A 14,009-nucleotide genomic window follows, 5' to 3' on the forward strand; every position below is an offset into this window, starting at 1 on the left:
GCGCGCAGTTCCCCGCGCCCCCGGTTCCGCCTCCCGCGCGGACCTACCGCTCCTGCAGCAGCCCCGTCAGCCGCTCCGCGAGCATGTCCCACCGCCAGGCCTCGTGCACCCACCTGCGCCCGGCCTCGCCCATCTCGCGCCGCAGCCCCTCGTCGCCGAGCAGTCGCACCAGCCGCTCCGCGAGCACCTCCTCACCGCCGACCCCCGGCACCACGTACCCGGTCTCGCCCTCGCGGACGGCGTCCGGCGCCCCGCCGGAGTCCCCGGCCACGACGGGCAGTCCGGTGGCGGAGGCCTCCAGGTAGACGATGCCGAGGCCCTCGACGTCCAGGCCGCCGCGGCGGGTGCGGCAGGGCATCGCGAAGACGTCCCCGGCCCCGTAGTGGGCGGGGAGCTCCTCCCAGGGGACGGGGCCGGTGAAGACGACCGAGGAGCGCACGCCGACCGTGTCGACGAGCTTCTCCAGTTCGGCCCGGTAGGGGCCGCCGCCGACGACGAGCAGCACCGCGTCGGGGTGGGCGGCCAGCACCCGCGGCAGGGCCCGGACCAGGGTGTCCTGGCCCTTGCGCGGCACCAGCCGCGACACGCACACCACCACCGGCCGCTCGCTGAGCCCGAGCCGGGCCCGCACCGCGTCGCCGCCGGAGTCCGGCCGGAAGGTGGACTCGTCGACGCCGGGCGGCAGTTGGACCATCCGCCGGGCGGCGTCCGGTCCGACCGCGCGGGCGATCCGGGCGCGGGTGTACTCGCCGAGGTAGGTGAGCACGTCCGTGCCGGCCCCGATCCGGCGCAGCAGCCGGGCGGAGACCGGCAGTTGGGCCCAGGCGGCCTCGTGGCCGTGGGTCATGCCGAGCAGCCGCTCGGCCCCGGCCCGGCGCAGCGCGGGGGCCATCAGCCCGAGCGGGGCGGCGGCGCCGAACCAGACCGAGGTGCAGCCCTCGGCGCGGAGGATCTCGGCGGCCCGGCGGGTGACCCGCGGGGTCGGCAGCATCATCCGCGTCCGGTCGCGGACCACCTGGAAGGGCTGCCGGGCGTCGAACTCGGCGACCTCCCGGCCGTCCTTCCAGGTGGAGGCGTACACCACGACCGAGTCGGCGGGCTGGCGGACGGCCATGTTGTGGACGAACGCCTGGATGCCGCCGGGCCTGGGCGGGAAGTCGTTGGTGACGATGAGTGTCTTGTGCATGCCGCGGCTCGCTCGGTCGGGGGGTGCTCGGACTACCTGTGAGTGGTCCGTACGATAGGTCACCGTGCCCGTTCGCCGGGAACGCGGCCGGTCCGCCGACCGGGCCGGGCGGCGGCCCCGCGGGGCCGCCCCGGACACGGTTCGGTGAAGGTTGGGGGCGCCGTCGCAACCTTCGGGGCGGGGCGGTGGTCCTTAACCGGTGAGGCCCCGACGTGCCCGGCTGTTCCGGCGTGCACGCGACGACCCGAAGGAGCGCAGTGGAGTCAGCCCAGGCCGAGAAGGCCGGTGGCGCGGAGCCGTCGGCTCCGTCGCCCCAGGCCGGTGCCGGTGCCGTGCCGAGCCGTCGTCCGCTGTGGGCGCTGGCCGCCGGCTGGGTGGCGACCCGGACGCTGATCGTCCTGATGGTCGCCGGCGTGCTGCGGATCGCCGACACCGACGTGACCACCGACATCTCGGTGATCTACCACAGCTGGTACGAGGTGCTGCGCACCGGCACGTTCCCGCTGGACGACGTGACCTGGCAGTACCCGCCGGGCGCGGCGCTGGTGATCCTGGCGCCGGGGCTGCTGCCCTGGTCGTACCTGGTGTCGTTCTTCGTGATCTGCGGCGTGGTGGACGCGGCCGCGATGGCGCTGCTGATGCGCGCGGGGGTCCGCAAGGGCCGCAGCTACCTGGGCGGTTGGTACTGGGTGGTGGGCGTGCCGCTGCTCGGGCCGACGGTGTACTGCCGGTACGACATCATCGTGACGGCGCTGGCGGTGGCGGGCCTGCTGGTGATGCTGCGGCGTCCGGCGGTCAGCGGGCTGCTGCTGGGCCTGGGCGGGATGGTGAAGGTGTGGCCGCTGCTGGCGCTGATCGGCTCGCCGCGCGGTCGGCGGACCAGGCGGGCGTGGACGTCGGCGGCGGCGTCCGCGGCGGCGCTGGGCTTCCTGCTGACGGCGGGGATGAACGGGGCGTTCGAGTTCCTGAAGTTCCAGTCGGAGCGCGGCATCGAGATCGAGTCGGTGGGCGCGCTGCCGCTGCACTTCGCGAAGCTGGCGGGGTCGTGGGACGGCACCGTGACGATGAACTACGGCTCGGTGGAGTTCCTGGGCCCGTGGGTGCCGGTGATCTCCAAGGTGATGGTGGGGCTGTCGGTGGCGGGCTTCGGCTGGCTGCTGGTGTGGCGGCTGCGGGCGGCCCGCTGGACGTCGGCGACCACCTTCGACGCGGCGCTGTGCGCGCTGCTGGTCTTCACCGCGACCAGCCGGGTGATCTCCCCGCAGTACATGATCTGGGTGGTCGGCCTGGCGGCGGTGTGCCTGACGGTGCGCGGCACCAGCCAGCGCCCGGTGGCGGTGCTGGTGCTGTTCACGGCGGTGCTGACCACCATGGAGTTCCCGATCATGTTCGGCGCGGTGAACCGCAGCGAGCTGGGCGGCGTGCTGGTGCTGACCGCCCGCAACCTGCTGCTGGTGGTGACCACGGTGGTCTCGGCGCACCGGCTGTGGCGCTCGACCCGGCGGCGGGAGGCGCTGACCACGGTGGTGCTGCCCGCCGAGCAGGTCGCCCCGCAGTACCCGGTGCGTCCGGGCATCGCCTACGAGCAGGACCTGCTGGACGACCTGACCCCGGCGGACCGCGCCTGACCCGGCCCCTCCACCGCTTTGCAAGTTTCTGAAAGACCTTGCAGAGCGGGGTTCCGGGCTGCCACCATCGCCGAATGATCGACTACGACATCCTGATCGTCGGCGGCGTCGGCGTGGACACCATCGTGCGGGTGGACCGGCTGGAGGTCCCGCCCGGCCGCGACTCGGTCGGCGTCCCCGCGGTGCTCGACTACCCGGCGCACACCGGCAACGGCGTGGCCCTGGCCTGCCTGGCGCTCGGCCTGCGCACCAAGTTCGCCGACTTCCTCGGCGACGACCCGCAGGGCGCCCTGGTGCTGGCCGAGTACGCCCGCCGCGGCCTCGACTTCAGCCACCTGCCCGCCCCCGCGGGCACCCCGCGCAGCGTCAACCTGGTCGACCGGGACGGCCTGCGGTTCTCCTTCTACGACGGCCGGCACCCGGCGGACGCCCGGCTGCCGCGCGAGTTCTGGCTGCCGCTGCTGGAGCGCTCGGCGCACGTCCACCTGTCGATCACCGGCGTCAACCGGGACATGTACCCGGACATCGAGCGCCTGGGCCGCAGCAGCTCCACCGACCTGCACGCCTGGGACGGCGCCGACGCGCACCACCTGCACTACGCGCTCCGCTCGGACGTGGTGTTCCTCTCCGCCGCGGGCCTGGCGAACCGCCCGGAGGCGGCGATGCGCGCGGTGCTGACGCAGGGCCGGGCCGAGCTGGTGGTGGCCACCGCGGGCGCGGACGGCGCCTTCCTGCTGACCCGCGACGACGACGCGCCCCGGCACTTCCCGACCGTCGACCCGGGCGCACCGGTGGTGGACAGCAACGGCGCGGGCGACGCCTTCGTCTCCGGCTTCCTGCACCGGCGGCTGGCGGGCCGCCCGGTGGAGGAGTGCATGCGGGCCGGCGCGGTCGCCGGGGCGTACACCTGCACCGTCGCAGGCACCCACACCGCGTTCCTGGACGCGGCGGGCCTGGAGCGGGCGCTGGGCGCCTCCTGAGCGCCCCGGGCCCCGGGCCAGCCCCGGCCTGCCCGGGTCAGTCCCGGAGCCCGGCCACCTCGGTGGTCCAGGTCTTGGTGAACTCCAGCAGGCCGACCCCGAGTTGGGCCCTCATCGCGCGCTCCAGCCCGCCCTCGCCGAACGCCCCGACGGTGCGGTAGAACGCCACCAGCCGGTCCTGGCCGTGGCGGCGGGCGATCAGGTCGCAGGCCATCCAGGCCTGCTCGTACGCCTGGGCGATGCCCGCCGCCCCGGCCGTGAACGCGTCGTCGGCGGGCAGCGCGACGGGCACCCGCCCGGCCCGGACGTCCTCGGCGAGCTCGGGGGCGACCTGCCGGGCGGTGCGCCCGGTGCCCAGGTAGCCGGTGTAGTCGGCGACGCCCTCGGAGAGCCACAGCGGCGTCCAGGACCTGGTGTCGGCCCGGGTCGCGACGTGGGTGGCCTCGTGGGTGACGACCACCCGGCGGCCGAGCTCGCTGAGCTGCCGGTAGGCGTCGGGGTTGACCACGATCCGGTCGGCGGGGGTGTGCACGGGGGCGCCGCCGACCGCCAGGGTGACCGCGGCTATGCCCTGGTAGGCGTCCGCGGAGACGTCCATCCGGCGGGCGAACTGCTGCTCGGTGAGCGGCAGTTCGAGCAGCAACCGGGCCGCGGACGGGCCCCAGACCGCCTCCACCGCGGGCACCGCGCGGTCGGCGAGCCCGGCCAGCGCGGTCAGCTCGGCGCCCTCGCCGAGGCCGAGCACCAGGCTGTGCTTCCCCTCCACCGCCCGGACGGTGCCCAGGTCCCAGGGCGCGGCGGCGCCGGTCGGCGTCTCCCGGGCCACCCGCCACCCGCCCGGCTCGCGCACCAGCTCGACCTGCCGCTCCAGCAGCGCCGGGTAGTCGTCCACGCCGCCGATCCGGTAGCCGAGCTCGGCGCCGACGGTGAACCGGTCCGCGTCGGCGGGCGGCTCGGCGAAACCGGTCAGCCGCAGCGCGTACTCGGTCAGGCGCAGCCCGGCGGTGCGGGTCAGCAGGTCGCGGTCGGCCTCCTCGGAGCCCGCCGCGGACAGCGCCAGCAGCCCGGCGGTGTCCCGCGCGGCGACGGCCCGGCCGCGCCGGGCCAGCAGCTGCTCGACGTCCTGCCGCAGCCCGGAGGACGCCGGGCGGCCGCCGGGCGCGGGCCCGGCGGGGGCGGCGGGGGCGGGCCGGGGCGGCGCGGCCCGGGGCAGCGACAGCTGGGCGGCCCCGGCGGCGGCCAGCAGCAGGGCGGCGCGCCGGGACAGCGGAGCGCCGGCCCGCGGCGGCGGCCCGGCGTCCGGCGGCAGGTCGGTGACCAGGGGTTCGTCGACGAGGCTCAGACCCGCACCACCGTGTTGACCGGCATCGCGCTGACGCTCTCGTAGCGGACCCGGGCGCCGGGGTAGGGCGCGTGCACGACGACGCCCCCGCCGGCGTACATCCCGACGTGGTGCCTGTCGCTGTAGAAGATCACCAGGTCTCCGGGCCGGGCGTCGGCGAGGCTCACCCGCCGGCCGGCCGAAGCCTGCGCCTGCGAGGTCCGCGGCAGGGTCACTCCGGCCTGCCGCCACGACCAGTACATCAGACCGGAGCAGTCGAAGGTGCGGGGGCCGGTGGATCCGTAGACGTACGGGGAGCCGATCTTGGAGATAGCGGCGGCCAGCGCGGCGGCGGCGCGGTCGGAGGAGGGCGGCTGGTCGCCCAGGTCGATCCGGTCGGTGCCGCGGGTGGCGCGCTGCCTGGCCTCCCGGGCGTCGTCGGCGACCATCCGGGCCCGCTCGGCGGGGGCGAGGCCGTTCAGCAGCTGCTGGGCCCGGGCGAGCCGCTGGTGGACGTCCTCCTTGGCGGCGGCCAGCTGCTGCCGGGCCTGCTCCAGTTCGGCGAGCTTGGCCCCGGCCTCGTACCGCCGCTCGTCGAGCCGCCGCTGCCGCTCGGCGAGCTCGCGCAGGCTGTCGCCCTGCCGGACGGTGGCCTGTTCGAGCGAGCGGGCGCCGGTCAGGTACCCGGCCGGGTCCTGGTCGAGCATCAGGCGGAGGGTGGGGTCCAGGCCCTGGCTGCGGTACTGGGCGGCGGCGACGGCGGCCAGGTCGCCGCGCATCCGGTTGAGCTCCTCCTGCCCGGCGGCGACCTGGTCCTGCAGGGAGCCGGCCTCGGACTGCAGCCGCTTCTGCTGCTCCTGGGCGGCGTTGTACTTCTCCGAGGCCCGCTCGGCCTCCTCGTAGAGCTGGTCGACCTGCTGCTTGACCTCGCTGCGGCTCGGCGGGTCGGCCGGGCTGAGCGGGGCGGCGGCGGCCCCGCCCACGGTCAGCCCGAGCGCGCTGGTGGCCGCGGCGGTGAGCGCCAGGGCGCGGGCGAGGCGCTGGACGCCGGGCAGTGGGGTGCGGCGGTGCACGGACACGTGCGACGGCTCCGTTCTGCGGCCGGCCTCCGCCGCCGTCCGCGGTCGGACGGCCGTCCTCGCGGGGGCCCGGGGGCAGAGGTTAGCGAGTCGGATCGATCCAGTCCAAACCCCGACAGTCACGAATATTTGACCGCGAATCGGACGCCCGAACGAGAACGGCCCGGCACCCCCGAGGGGGCACCGGGCCGAAGGCTCGGACGGGCCGTCAGATCCGGACGATCCGGTTGATCGGCATGGCCGTCGCCGACTCGTAGCGGACCTGCGCGCCGGTGTGCGGGGCGTGGATGATCTGCCCGTTGCCGACGTACATGCCGACGTGGTGCTGGTCGCCGTAGTAGATGATCAGGTCGCCCGGGCGGGCGTTGGCGATGTTGGTGCCCAGGCTGGTGCCCGCCCCGGCCTGCGCCTGCGAGGTGCGCGGGATGGAGACCCCGGCCTGCTTGTAGGCCCACTGCATCAGGCCGGAGCAGTCGAAGGTGCTCGGACCGGCCGCGCCGTACGAGTACCAGCTGCCCAGCTTGGAGGCCGCCGCGCCGACCGCGTTGCCCGAGAAGCTGGAGGACGCCGGGGCGTTCAGCTCCACCCGGACGGTGTCGCGGGAGGCCCGCTGCGCGCCGTCGGCCTTCGCCTTGGCGTCCGCGGCGGCCTTGGCCTCGGCCGCGGCGAGCTGCTCGCGCTCCTGCTGGGTCAGCGTGTTGAGCAGGTCCTGGGCCTTGGCCAGCTTCGCCTTGACCTCCTCCTTGTCCGCCTGCAGGGACTTGGTGGTGGCGTCCAGCTCGGCGAGCTTGGACTCCGCCTCCTTGCGCTGGGCGTCGAGCTTGGCCTGCTCGCCCTTGAAGGTCTTCAGCAGGTCGGCCTGGGTGGAGCCGACCGCGTTCATGGTGCCGGCCTGGCCGAGGAAGGCGTCCGGGCTGCTGGAGAGCATCAGCTGCATGGTCTGCGGCATGCTCCCGGTGCGGTACTGCTCGGCGGCGATGCCGGCCAGGCCCTCCTGGGCGGTGGTCACCTGCTCCTGCTGCCGGGCGAGCTGGTCCTGGAGCTGGCCGACCTGCTTCTGCAGGTCCTGCTGCTTCTCGACCGAGGCGTTGAGCGCCTCCGTCTTGACCTCCGCCTCTTCGTTGAGCTGGTCGACCTGCTGCTTGACCTGGTCCTTGGTCGGCGCGGGGTCGGCGTGCGCGCCGCTCTGGGCGGACAGCGCCACGGCAGCGGCGGCGGTGGCAGTGAGAATCGAGACCCGGGCACGGCCGACGGGCTTGGGACGGCGATGGGACGCCACGAAGGCGGACTCCTTCTTCCTCACACCGCCTACCGGGTGAGCTGACGGGTTCGGGCTGGAAGAGATGCCCTACGGCGCCTCACCGACCGCGCGCGGCGGTCGACCTGGCGCCGATTCACCCCGGGGGAACGTGGTTCCCCGGCTCCGTTCGACAGCACCCCCGCAGGGGTATCCCCGTCAGCAGACCCGGTGGTGACGGTCTGCCCGCTGCGTCACGGACTCGGCGGCGACCCCCGCCGCCGCCCCCCTTGGGCGATCGACTCTGCGGTGGTCGAGGCACGACCCTAGTAACCGATCCGTGATCCGTTCAAATCCTTGTCGGAAAAAAATCTGATTCTGGATCAAATACCGCGGAGAATCTGACCGAAAGTGATCACTTCATTACGCGGAGCGTAGTAATTCTCACCATGTGGTCGAGAAACGCCTCGCCCGGACGTGTCACAGATCACAGGGGGATCTCGACCCGTCCGGGCGTGTCACGATGCGTCAGTTGTCGCCCCGTGGGGCGTTTGTCCGATTCGTCGGACCGTCAGACCGGCCCGGTCAGACCCGGCGGATGGTGGAGATCGGCAGGGTGTCGACCTTCATCGTCTTCACCACGTCACCGGTGCGCGGCGCGTGCACCACCAGGCCGTTGCCGATGTACATGCCGACGTGGTGCCGGTCGCTGTAGTAGACGACCAGGTCGCCCGGCTGCGCGTTGTGCCAGTCGGTGCCCACGTTCACGCCGTAGCTGCCCTGCGACTGCGAGGTGCGCGGCAGCGAGACGCCCGCCTGCTTGTACGCCCACACCATCAGGCCCGAGCAGTCGAAGGTGCTCGACCCGGTGGCGCCCCAGACGTACGGCGAGCCCTGCTTGCCGAGCGCCGCCGCCACCGCGGTCGCCGCGTAGCCGCTGGCCTTCGGCAGGGTGGCCGGGTCGACCCGGGAGGCGCTGCGCGAGGCGCTGCCGCCGCTGCCCCGCAGGATCGCGGCCCGGTCCGCGGCGTTCAGCTTGGAGAGCAGCTTCTGCGCCTCGGCGAGCTTGCTGTTCACGTCGTTCTTGGCGTCGTTGAGCGCCTGGGTCTGGCTGTCCAGCTCGCTGAGGACCTGCGCGGCCTCCTGCTTCTGCTGGTCCAGGCGGCGCTGCTGGTCCTTGAGCGACTTCAGCGTGTCGGCCTGGGTGGTGGCGGCCTGGTCGAAGGAGGACGCCTTGGTGAGGTACTGGTCCGGGTCGGAGGAGAGCATCAGCTGCATCGACGGGTCGACGCCGCCCTGCCGGTACTGGTCGGCGGCCACCACCGAGAGCCCGGAGGCCAGCTCGGTCAGCTGCTCCTGGCCGCGGGCCACCTGGTCCTGGAGGTCGGCGGCCTGCTTGCGCAGCTGGTCGGCCCGCTCCTTGGCGCCGTTGTACTTCTCGGCCGCCTGCTCCTGCTCCTCCAGCAGCTTGTCGACCTGCGCCTTGACCTCGTCCTTGTTCGGCTGGGCCGGGGCGGCGTGCGCGCTGGCCTGGGCCGTCAGGGCGACCGCGGTCGCGGCGGCGGCGGTGAACACGGAGATCCGCGCACGGCTCGGCTGCTTGGGACGGCGGTGGGAGGCCAAGGGGGTGCTCCTTCTTCCTGCTGGACTCACCCCAACGAGTGATAGTCCGGAATATAGGTTTGACGCCAGACCCTAGTGAAGTCCCCACCCCCGCGTCCACTCCCGGGGGGCTTCCGGTCCACCCCGCACGACGCCCTTCACCGGACCGTCACACGCCGGTCGCCCGTCCGCCCCCCTGACCGCACCTCAGCTGCGCGCCAGCCGGTTCAGCAGCAGCACCGAGGCCACCGGCCGGGCACCGGCCTTGCGCACCCCGTCCGCGACCTCCCGGTCCGCGGAGACCACCACCACCGGCCGCCCCTGCGGCTCGGCCCGCACCAGTCGGCGGATCAGCTCGTCCGCGGTCTCCCCGGTGCGGCTGAACCGCACCCGCACCCCGCGCGGCGGCGCCATGATCACCGGGACGTCCAGGTCCTGGCCGTCGAACACGCAGGTCACCTCGGCCTGGGTCCGCTGGGCCAGCATCGCCAGGCCGCCCAGCAGCCTCATCCGCTGCTGCTCCAGCGGCAGTTGGGGGTAGCCGGTCTTGGTGACGTTGTAGCCGTCCACCACCAGGTGGACCTGCGGGAGGGCCAGCAGCTGGTCCAGCAGCGCCGGGTCGTCCTCGGCCAGGCCGCGCCGGGCCACGTCGTGCGGCGAGGCCGAAGCGGGCTCCACCGCCTCCACCAGGTCGGCCGGGCGCAGCGCCGTCACCGGCAGCGCCAGCTCCCGCTGCAGGCCCTGGGCCGACTGCAGCACGGTGTCCAGCAGCAGGCGCAGCCGCATGTCCTCCACGCTGCGGCCCTCGCGGGCGGTGCGCCGCCCGCTCTCCACCGTGGCCTCCAGCTCGGCGACCCGGTGCCGCAGCCGCCGGGCCTCGCCCTCGGCGGCGCTGCGCTCGGCGGCCGCGGTGGCCCGGGCCGCCTCCAGCTCCCCGAGCAGGCGGCGGCTCTCCGCCTGCGCCCGGCGGGTGTCCGCCTCCAGCGAGCGGACCTTCTTGCGCAGCGACTCCGCCTCCCGGCGGACGCCCTCGACCTCGGCCCGGTGCCGCTCCAGCTCGCCGCGGGCCGCGGCCCGGGCCTCCGCCAGCTCCTCCTGGAGCTTCCCGGCCAGCCGGGCGGCCTCGGCGGCGGCGCCCTCGGCGTCGACCCGCTCGGCCTCCTCCCCGGCCTCCTCCACCAGCCGGGCCCAGCCGGACGGGCGCACCAGGTAGGCGGCGGCCGCGACGTCCATCGGGTCGGCGGCGGCCGGAACGGTGCCCGCCTCCAGCGCCTGCACCAGGTCGGGCTGGCCCAGCCGCAGCCGCTCGGCTATCCGGACCCGGAACGCCGGGTCGGACTCCAGCGCGGCGGCCAGCGCGGTCCCCGCGTACTTGGCCCGCCGGGCGGGGGTGAACTTGGCGTACGGGCGCAGCGAGGCGGGCAGCTCGCCCGGCGCGATGCCGCCGAGCGCGTCCGAGGCGATGCCGACCACCCGGCGGCGCACGCCCTCGGGCAGGGGGCGGCCGGTCGCCTCCGGGCCGTCCTGCGCCTCCGGGCCGTCCTGCGCGTCGGGGGCCGGGGCGGGCGCGGTCCCGTCCGTGCCCGCGGGCGCGTTCGCTGCCTCCGCCACTGTCCTCGGCTCCGATCCTGGTCCGGGCGGGGCCCTCCCGGCGGGTGCCGGGCGGGGCGCTGGGTCCGCCGCTGCTGCAATTGTCCCGTCTACCGTGCCGCACCGACAGCACCCCGCCGACGAGTCCGCCCCGCGTCCCCGTCCGGGCCGGACGGGGACGCGGGGCGGTCGGGTGCTGCCTCAGCCCTGCGGGGCGTCGCCCTCCGCGGGCTCCTCGGCGCCCGGACGGGCCACCAGCTCGACCTGGTCGACGGCGTTGCACCAGCGGCAGCGCACCGACTCGATGGTCTCGGACAGCACCTGGGTCTCCTCGACCTTGGACTCGCCGGAGAGGTCGAAGTGCAGGAAGTCGGTCACCCGGGACGAACGGGTGACGTCGAACCGGGTCAGGTTGCCGCACAGGGTGCAGCGCCAGCGGGTCTCGGCGGTCGGCGCGGCAATGCTCATCAGTGTGGTCCCTCTCGGCTGGTCCCGGTTCCGGGCCTCCAGCCTATTGCCTGTCGGTGGACGGCCGGATCACCGGTCCACAGCCCGGACGCTCACCCGGCCGGAGCAGCGCCCGGTGTCGCGGGTGCGCCCCCGAGGAATGCTGACCGGCATGGTGCTCTCCGCCCCCGCCCGGGCCGGTTCGCCGGCGGCCGAGCGGGCCGCCGGCACCCCGGTCGCCACGTACCTGCTGATCGCCCTGGCCGCACTGGTCATGCTGACCGGCCCGGCCGGCCTGAACCCGCTGTACGGCAGCGGCGACGCCCGCGCCTGCGCCGAGCAGCGCTACGAGCACCGCTGGGGCGCCGTCCCGACCGAGCTGCTGGGCGGCCGCCCCCTGACGGCCGCCCAGCTGTCGGCGCTCCCCCCAGCGGCGCCCGGCTGCGTGCTTCCGGCCACTCCCGGCAAGATCCCCGAACTCTCGGTGCTGACCGCGCTGTTCGTCCACGCGGGCTGGCTGCACCTGATCGGCAACCTGCTGTTCCTGTTCGTCTTCGGCCCCGCCGTGGAGGCCCGGCTGGGCCGGGTCCGCTTCCTGGTCGGCTACCTGGCGATCGGCTGCCTGGCCACGTACGGCTACGCGCTGGCCGAGGCGGGCACCCCGGACGCGGTGCGGGCGCTGGTCGGCGCGTCCGGTGCGATCGCCGGGGTGCTGGGCGCGTTCCTGCGGCTGCACCCGAGGGCCCGGGTGACCGCGCTGGTGCCGCTGCTGCTGTTCCTGCCGCTGCGCTTCCCGGCCTGGCTGGTGCTCGGCCTGTGGTTCGTCCTGCAGTTCTGGTCGGTCACCTCCGGGGGCGACGGGGTGGCCTACCTGGTGCACGTGATCGGCTTCGTGACGGGCTGGTTGTTCGCGTGGGCCGCCCGTCCGGCGGGCGATACCCTGGGCGCACCTTCTCGAACGGGAGTTGCCCAGTGATCACCGCGATCGTCCTCATCAGCACCGACGTCGACCGGATCCCCGAGATCGCCGAGGCGATCGCCGCCATCGAGGGCGTCAGCGAGGTCTACTCCGTCACCGGCACCTACGACCTGGTCGCGATGGTCCGGGTCCGGAGCCACGAGGACCTGGCCGAGGTGATCCCCGGCCGCCTGAACAAGGTCCCGGGCGTCACCGACACCGAGACCCACATCGCCTTCCGCACCTACTCCCAGCACGACCTGGAGGCCGCGTTCTCGCTCGGCCTGGACGGCTGAGCCTCAGCGCTGCTGCTGGGTGTCGACGACGCAGCGGCCGCCCTCGTTGCGGTAGGTCCACTTCGCGCCGTCGCTGACCAGCTCGCCCACCGCGGTCAGGAACCGGTCCAGGTGCTCGACCGGGGTCCCGGCGCCGAAGCTGACCCGGATCGCGTTCAGGCTGCGCTCCCCCGGCAGCGACGGCTCCGGCGCCCCGCACTGGCTGGGAGCGGCCTCCTCGCCGCCGAGCAGGGTCCGCACCAGCGGGTGCGCGCAGAACAGCCCGTCCCGGACGCCGATGCCGTACTCGGCGGACAGCGCGGCCGAGAAGTGCGAGCTGTTCCAGCCGCGCACCACGAAGGACACCACGCCGACCCGGTCGGAACCCTCGCCGAACAGGCTCAGCACCCGCACCTCGGGGATCGCCGCCAGGCCCTCGGTCAGCTTCGCCACCAGCGCCCGCTCCCGGGCCTCCAGCGCCTCGAAGCCCGCCTCGTCCAACGCCCGGCAGGCCGAGGCGATCGCGTAGGCGCCGATCACGTTCGGCGAACCGGCCTCGTGCCGCGCCGGGCCGCTGTGCCACTCCACCGCCACCGAGCCGTCCAGCTCGCGGGCCACCGTCCGGCTCGCCCCGCCGCCGGCCAGGTACGGCTCCGCCGCGTCCAGCCAGTCCGAGCGGCCCGCCAGCACGCCCGCGCCGAACGGCGCGTACAGCTTGTGACCGGAGAAGGCCACCCAGTCGACGCCCAACTCCCGCACCGAGACCCGGTGGTGCGGCGCCAGCTGGGCCGCGTCCAGCACCACCCGGGCGCCGTGGCGGTGCGCGACCGCGGTCAGCTCCTTGACCGGCCACAGCTCGCCGGTCACGTTCGACGCGCCGGTCACGCAGAACAGCTTCGGGCCCTCGGCCGCGCCCAGCAGCGCCTCCTCCAGCGCCGACACCGCCTCCGCGTGCGAACGCGGCGCCCGCAGGTAGCTGACCGTCAGGCCCTCGCGGCGCCACGGCAGCAGCGAGGCGTGGTGCTCGGTCTCGAACGCGAACACCTCGGTCCCGGCCGGGAGCGCCCCCGCCAGCAGGTTCAGCGAGTCGGTGGTCGCCCGGGTGAACACCACCTGGTCGCCGTCCCGCAGGTCCAGGAACTCGGCGACGGTCCGCCGGCTCTGCTCGAACAGGTCGGTCGACAGCTGCGACAGGTACCCGGCCCCGCGGTGCACCGACCCGTAGTACGGCGCGTACGCCGCGACGTCGTCCCACACCCGCTTCAGCGCCGGGGCGCTCGCCGCGTAGTCCAGCGCCGCGTACCCGACCTTCTCGCCGGACGCCAGCGGAACCTCGACGTCCCCGCCCAGCACCGCCAGCGGCTCGCAGATCTCGGTGTTCACGGACATGGGTGCACTCCTCCACGGGGTCAGGACCCCGGAGGCAGTACACCCGGAAGTCCGCGCTTGCCACGCGGACTTGTCGCCACGCAGCCCGGTCCTCACCCAGGGCACCCCGCCACGGACGGAGGGTTGCCGGACAGCGAGCTGGGGCTTCGCGCTGTCACTCATGACCTGGCGAAGACACTACACGAACCCCGCCCCGTCCCAACACCCGTCCACATGCCGAGAGCGCCCAGCCCCGTCAGGGGCTCGGGGAACGGCGAGTCCGAGCTGCTGGCGGCCGGAGCCCACCGATGCGTCCGTGCTGCTTCGGGCCGTACTAA

General features: G+C 74.6%; 11 protein-coding genes and 2 riboswitches. Of the genes, 4 read left to right on the forward strand and 7 right to left on the reverse strand.

Annotation, left to right across the window (positions count from 1 at the left end):
* Nucleotides 1-43 precede the first annotated feature (43 nt).
* On the reverse strand, nucleotides 44-1,186 hold the full coding sequence (locus tag OO57_RS11960; protein ID WP_033252363.1) for a glycosyltransferase family 4 protein: 1,143 nt from the start codon (nucleotides 1,184-1,186) through the stop codon (nucleotides 44-46).
* A 257-nt stretch (nucleotides 1,187-1,443) separates the two neighbouring features.
* On the opposite strand from OO57_RS11960, the gene OO57_RS11965 reads away from it, so the two are divergent.
* Nucleotides 1,444-2,814: a glycosyltransferase 87 family protein gene (locus OO57_RS11965; protein ID WP_051777325.1), complete on the forward strand. Its 1,371-nt coding sequence runs from the start codon at nucleotides 1,444-1,446 to the stop codon at nucleotides 2,812-2,814.
* Between the two features lie 74 nt (nucleotides 2,815-2,888).
* Entirely contained in the window at nucleotides 2,889-3,794 is a 906-nt protein-coding gene (locus OO57_RS11970) for a carbohydrate kinase family protein (RefSeq protein WP_033252364.1), read from the forward strand.
* Between the two features lie 1,338 nt (nucleotides 3,795-5,132).
* Here OO57_RS11970 and OO57_RS11980 read toward each other — a convergent pair.
* From OO57_RS11980 to OO57_RS12000, 5 genes are all read right to left on the reverse strand, one after another.
* Nucleotides 5,133-6,194, reverse strand: a complete 1,062-nt coding sequence (locus OO57_RS11980; protein WP_033252365.1) for a C40 family peptidase — start codon at nucleotides 6,192-6,194, stop codon at nucleotides 5,133-5,135.
* Between the two features lie 208 nt (nucleotides 6,195-6,402).
* Entirely contained in the window at nucleotides 6,403-7,473 is a 1,071-nt protein-coding gene (locus OO57_RS11985) for a C40 family peptidase (RefSeq protein ID WP_033252366.1), read from the reverse strand.
* A 10-nt stretch (nucleotides 7,474-7,483) separates the two neighbouring features.
* Nucleotides 7,484-7,637, reverse strand: a riboswitch (cyclic di-AMP (ydaO/yuaA leader).
* Between the two features lie 379 nt (nucleotides 7,638-8,016).
* The gene (locus OO57_RS11990) at nucleotides 8,017-9,054 is read right to left on the reverse strand and encodes a C40 family peptidase (RefSeq protein WP_033252367.1); all 1,038 of its coding nucleotides are present in this window, start codon (nucleotides 9,052-9,054) and stop codon (nucleotides 8,017-8,019) included.
* Nucleotides 9,055-9,240: 186 nt separating this feature from the next.
* The gene (locus OO57_RS11995) at nucleotides 9,241-10,644 is read right to left on the reverse strand and encodes an NYN domain-containing protein (RefSeq protein WP_033252368.1); all 1,404 of its coding nucleotides are present in this window, start codon (nucleotides 10,642-10,644) and stop codon (nucleotides 9,241-9,243) included.
* 180 nt (nucleotides 10,645-10,824) lie between these two features.
* Nucleotides 10,825-11,091 carry a hypothetical protein gene (locus tag OO57_RS12000; protein ID WP_033252369.1) on the reverse strand — a complete coding sequence of 89 codons (267 nt, stop codon included), beginning with the start codon at nucleotides 11,089-11,091 and terminating at the stop codon, nucleotides 10,825-10,827.
* A gap of 151 nt (nucleotides 11,092-11,242) precedes the next feature.
* On the opposite strand from OO57_RS12000, the gene OO57_RS12005 reads away from it, so the two are divergent.
* Together OO57_RS12005 and OO57_RS12010 are read left to right on the forward strand one after the other, a co-directional pair.
* The gene (locus OO57_RS12005) at nucleotides 11,243-12,046 is read left to right on the forward strand and encodes a rhomboid family intramembrane serine protease (RefSeq protein ID WP_081973626.1); all 804 of its coding nucleotides are present in this window, start codon (nucleotides 11,243-11,245) and stop codon (nucleotides 12,044-12,046) included.
* The gene (locus OO57_RS12010) at nucleotides 12,043-12,324 is read left to right on the forward strand and encodes an Lrp/AsnC family transcriptional regulator (protein ID WP_033252371.1); all 282 of its coding nucleotides are present in this window, start codon (nucleotides 12,043-12,045) and stop codon (nucleotides 12,322-12,324) included. The genes OO57_RS12005 and OO57_RS12010 overlap by 4 nt, the downstream gene beginning before the upstream one ends.
* A gap of 3 nt (nucleotides 12,325-12,327) precedes the next feature.
* Here OO57_RS12010 and OO57_RS12015 read toward each other — a convergent pair whose 3' ends face one another.
* Nucleotides 12,328-13,692, reverse strand: a complete 1,365-nt coding sequence (locus OO57_RS12015) for an aminotransferase class V-fold PLP-dependent enzyme (protein ID WP_033252372.1) — start codon at nucleotides 13,690-13,692, stop codon at nucleotides 12,328-12,330.
* A gap of 48 nt (nucleotides 13,693-13,740) precedes the next feature.
* A riboswitch (SAM riboswitch) is annotated at nucleotides 13,741-13,858 on the reverse strand.
* Nucleotides 13,859-14,009: the final 151 nt, after the last annotated feature.

It is taken from the genome of Kitasatospora phosalacinea, assembly GCF_000717185.1.
GTDB classification, from domain to species: Bacteria; Actinomycetota; Actinomycetes; order Streptomycetales; family Streptomycetaceae; genus Kitasatospora; species Kitasatospora phosalacinea_A.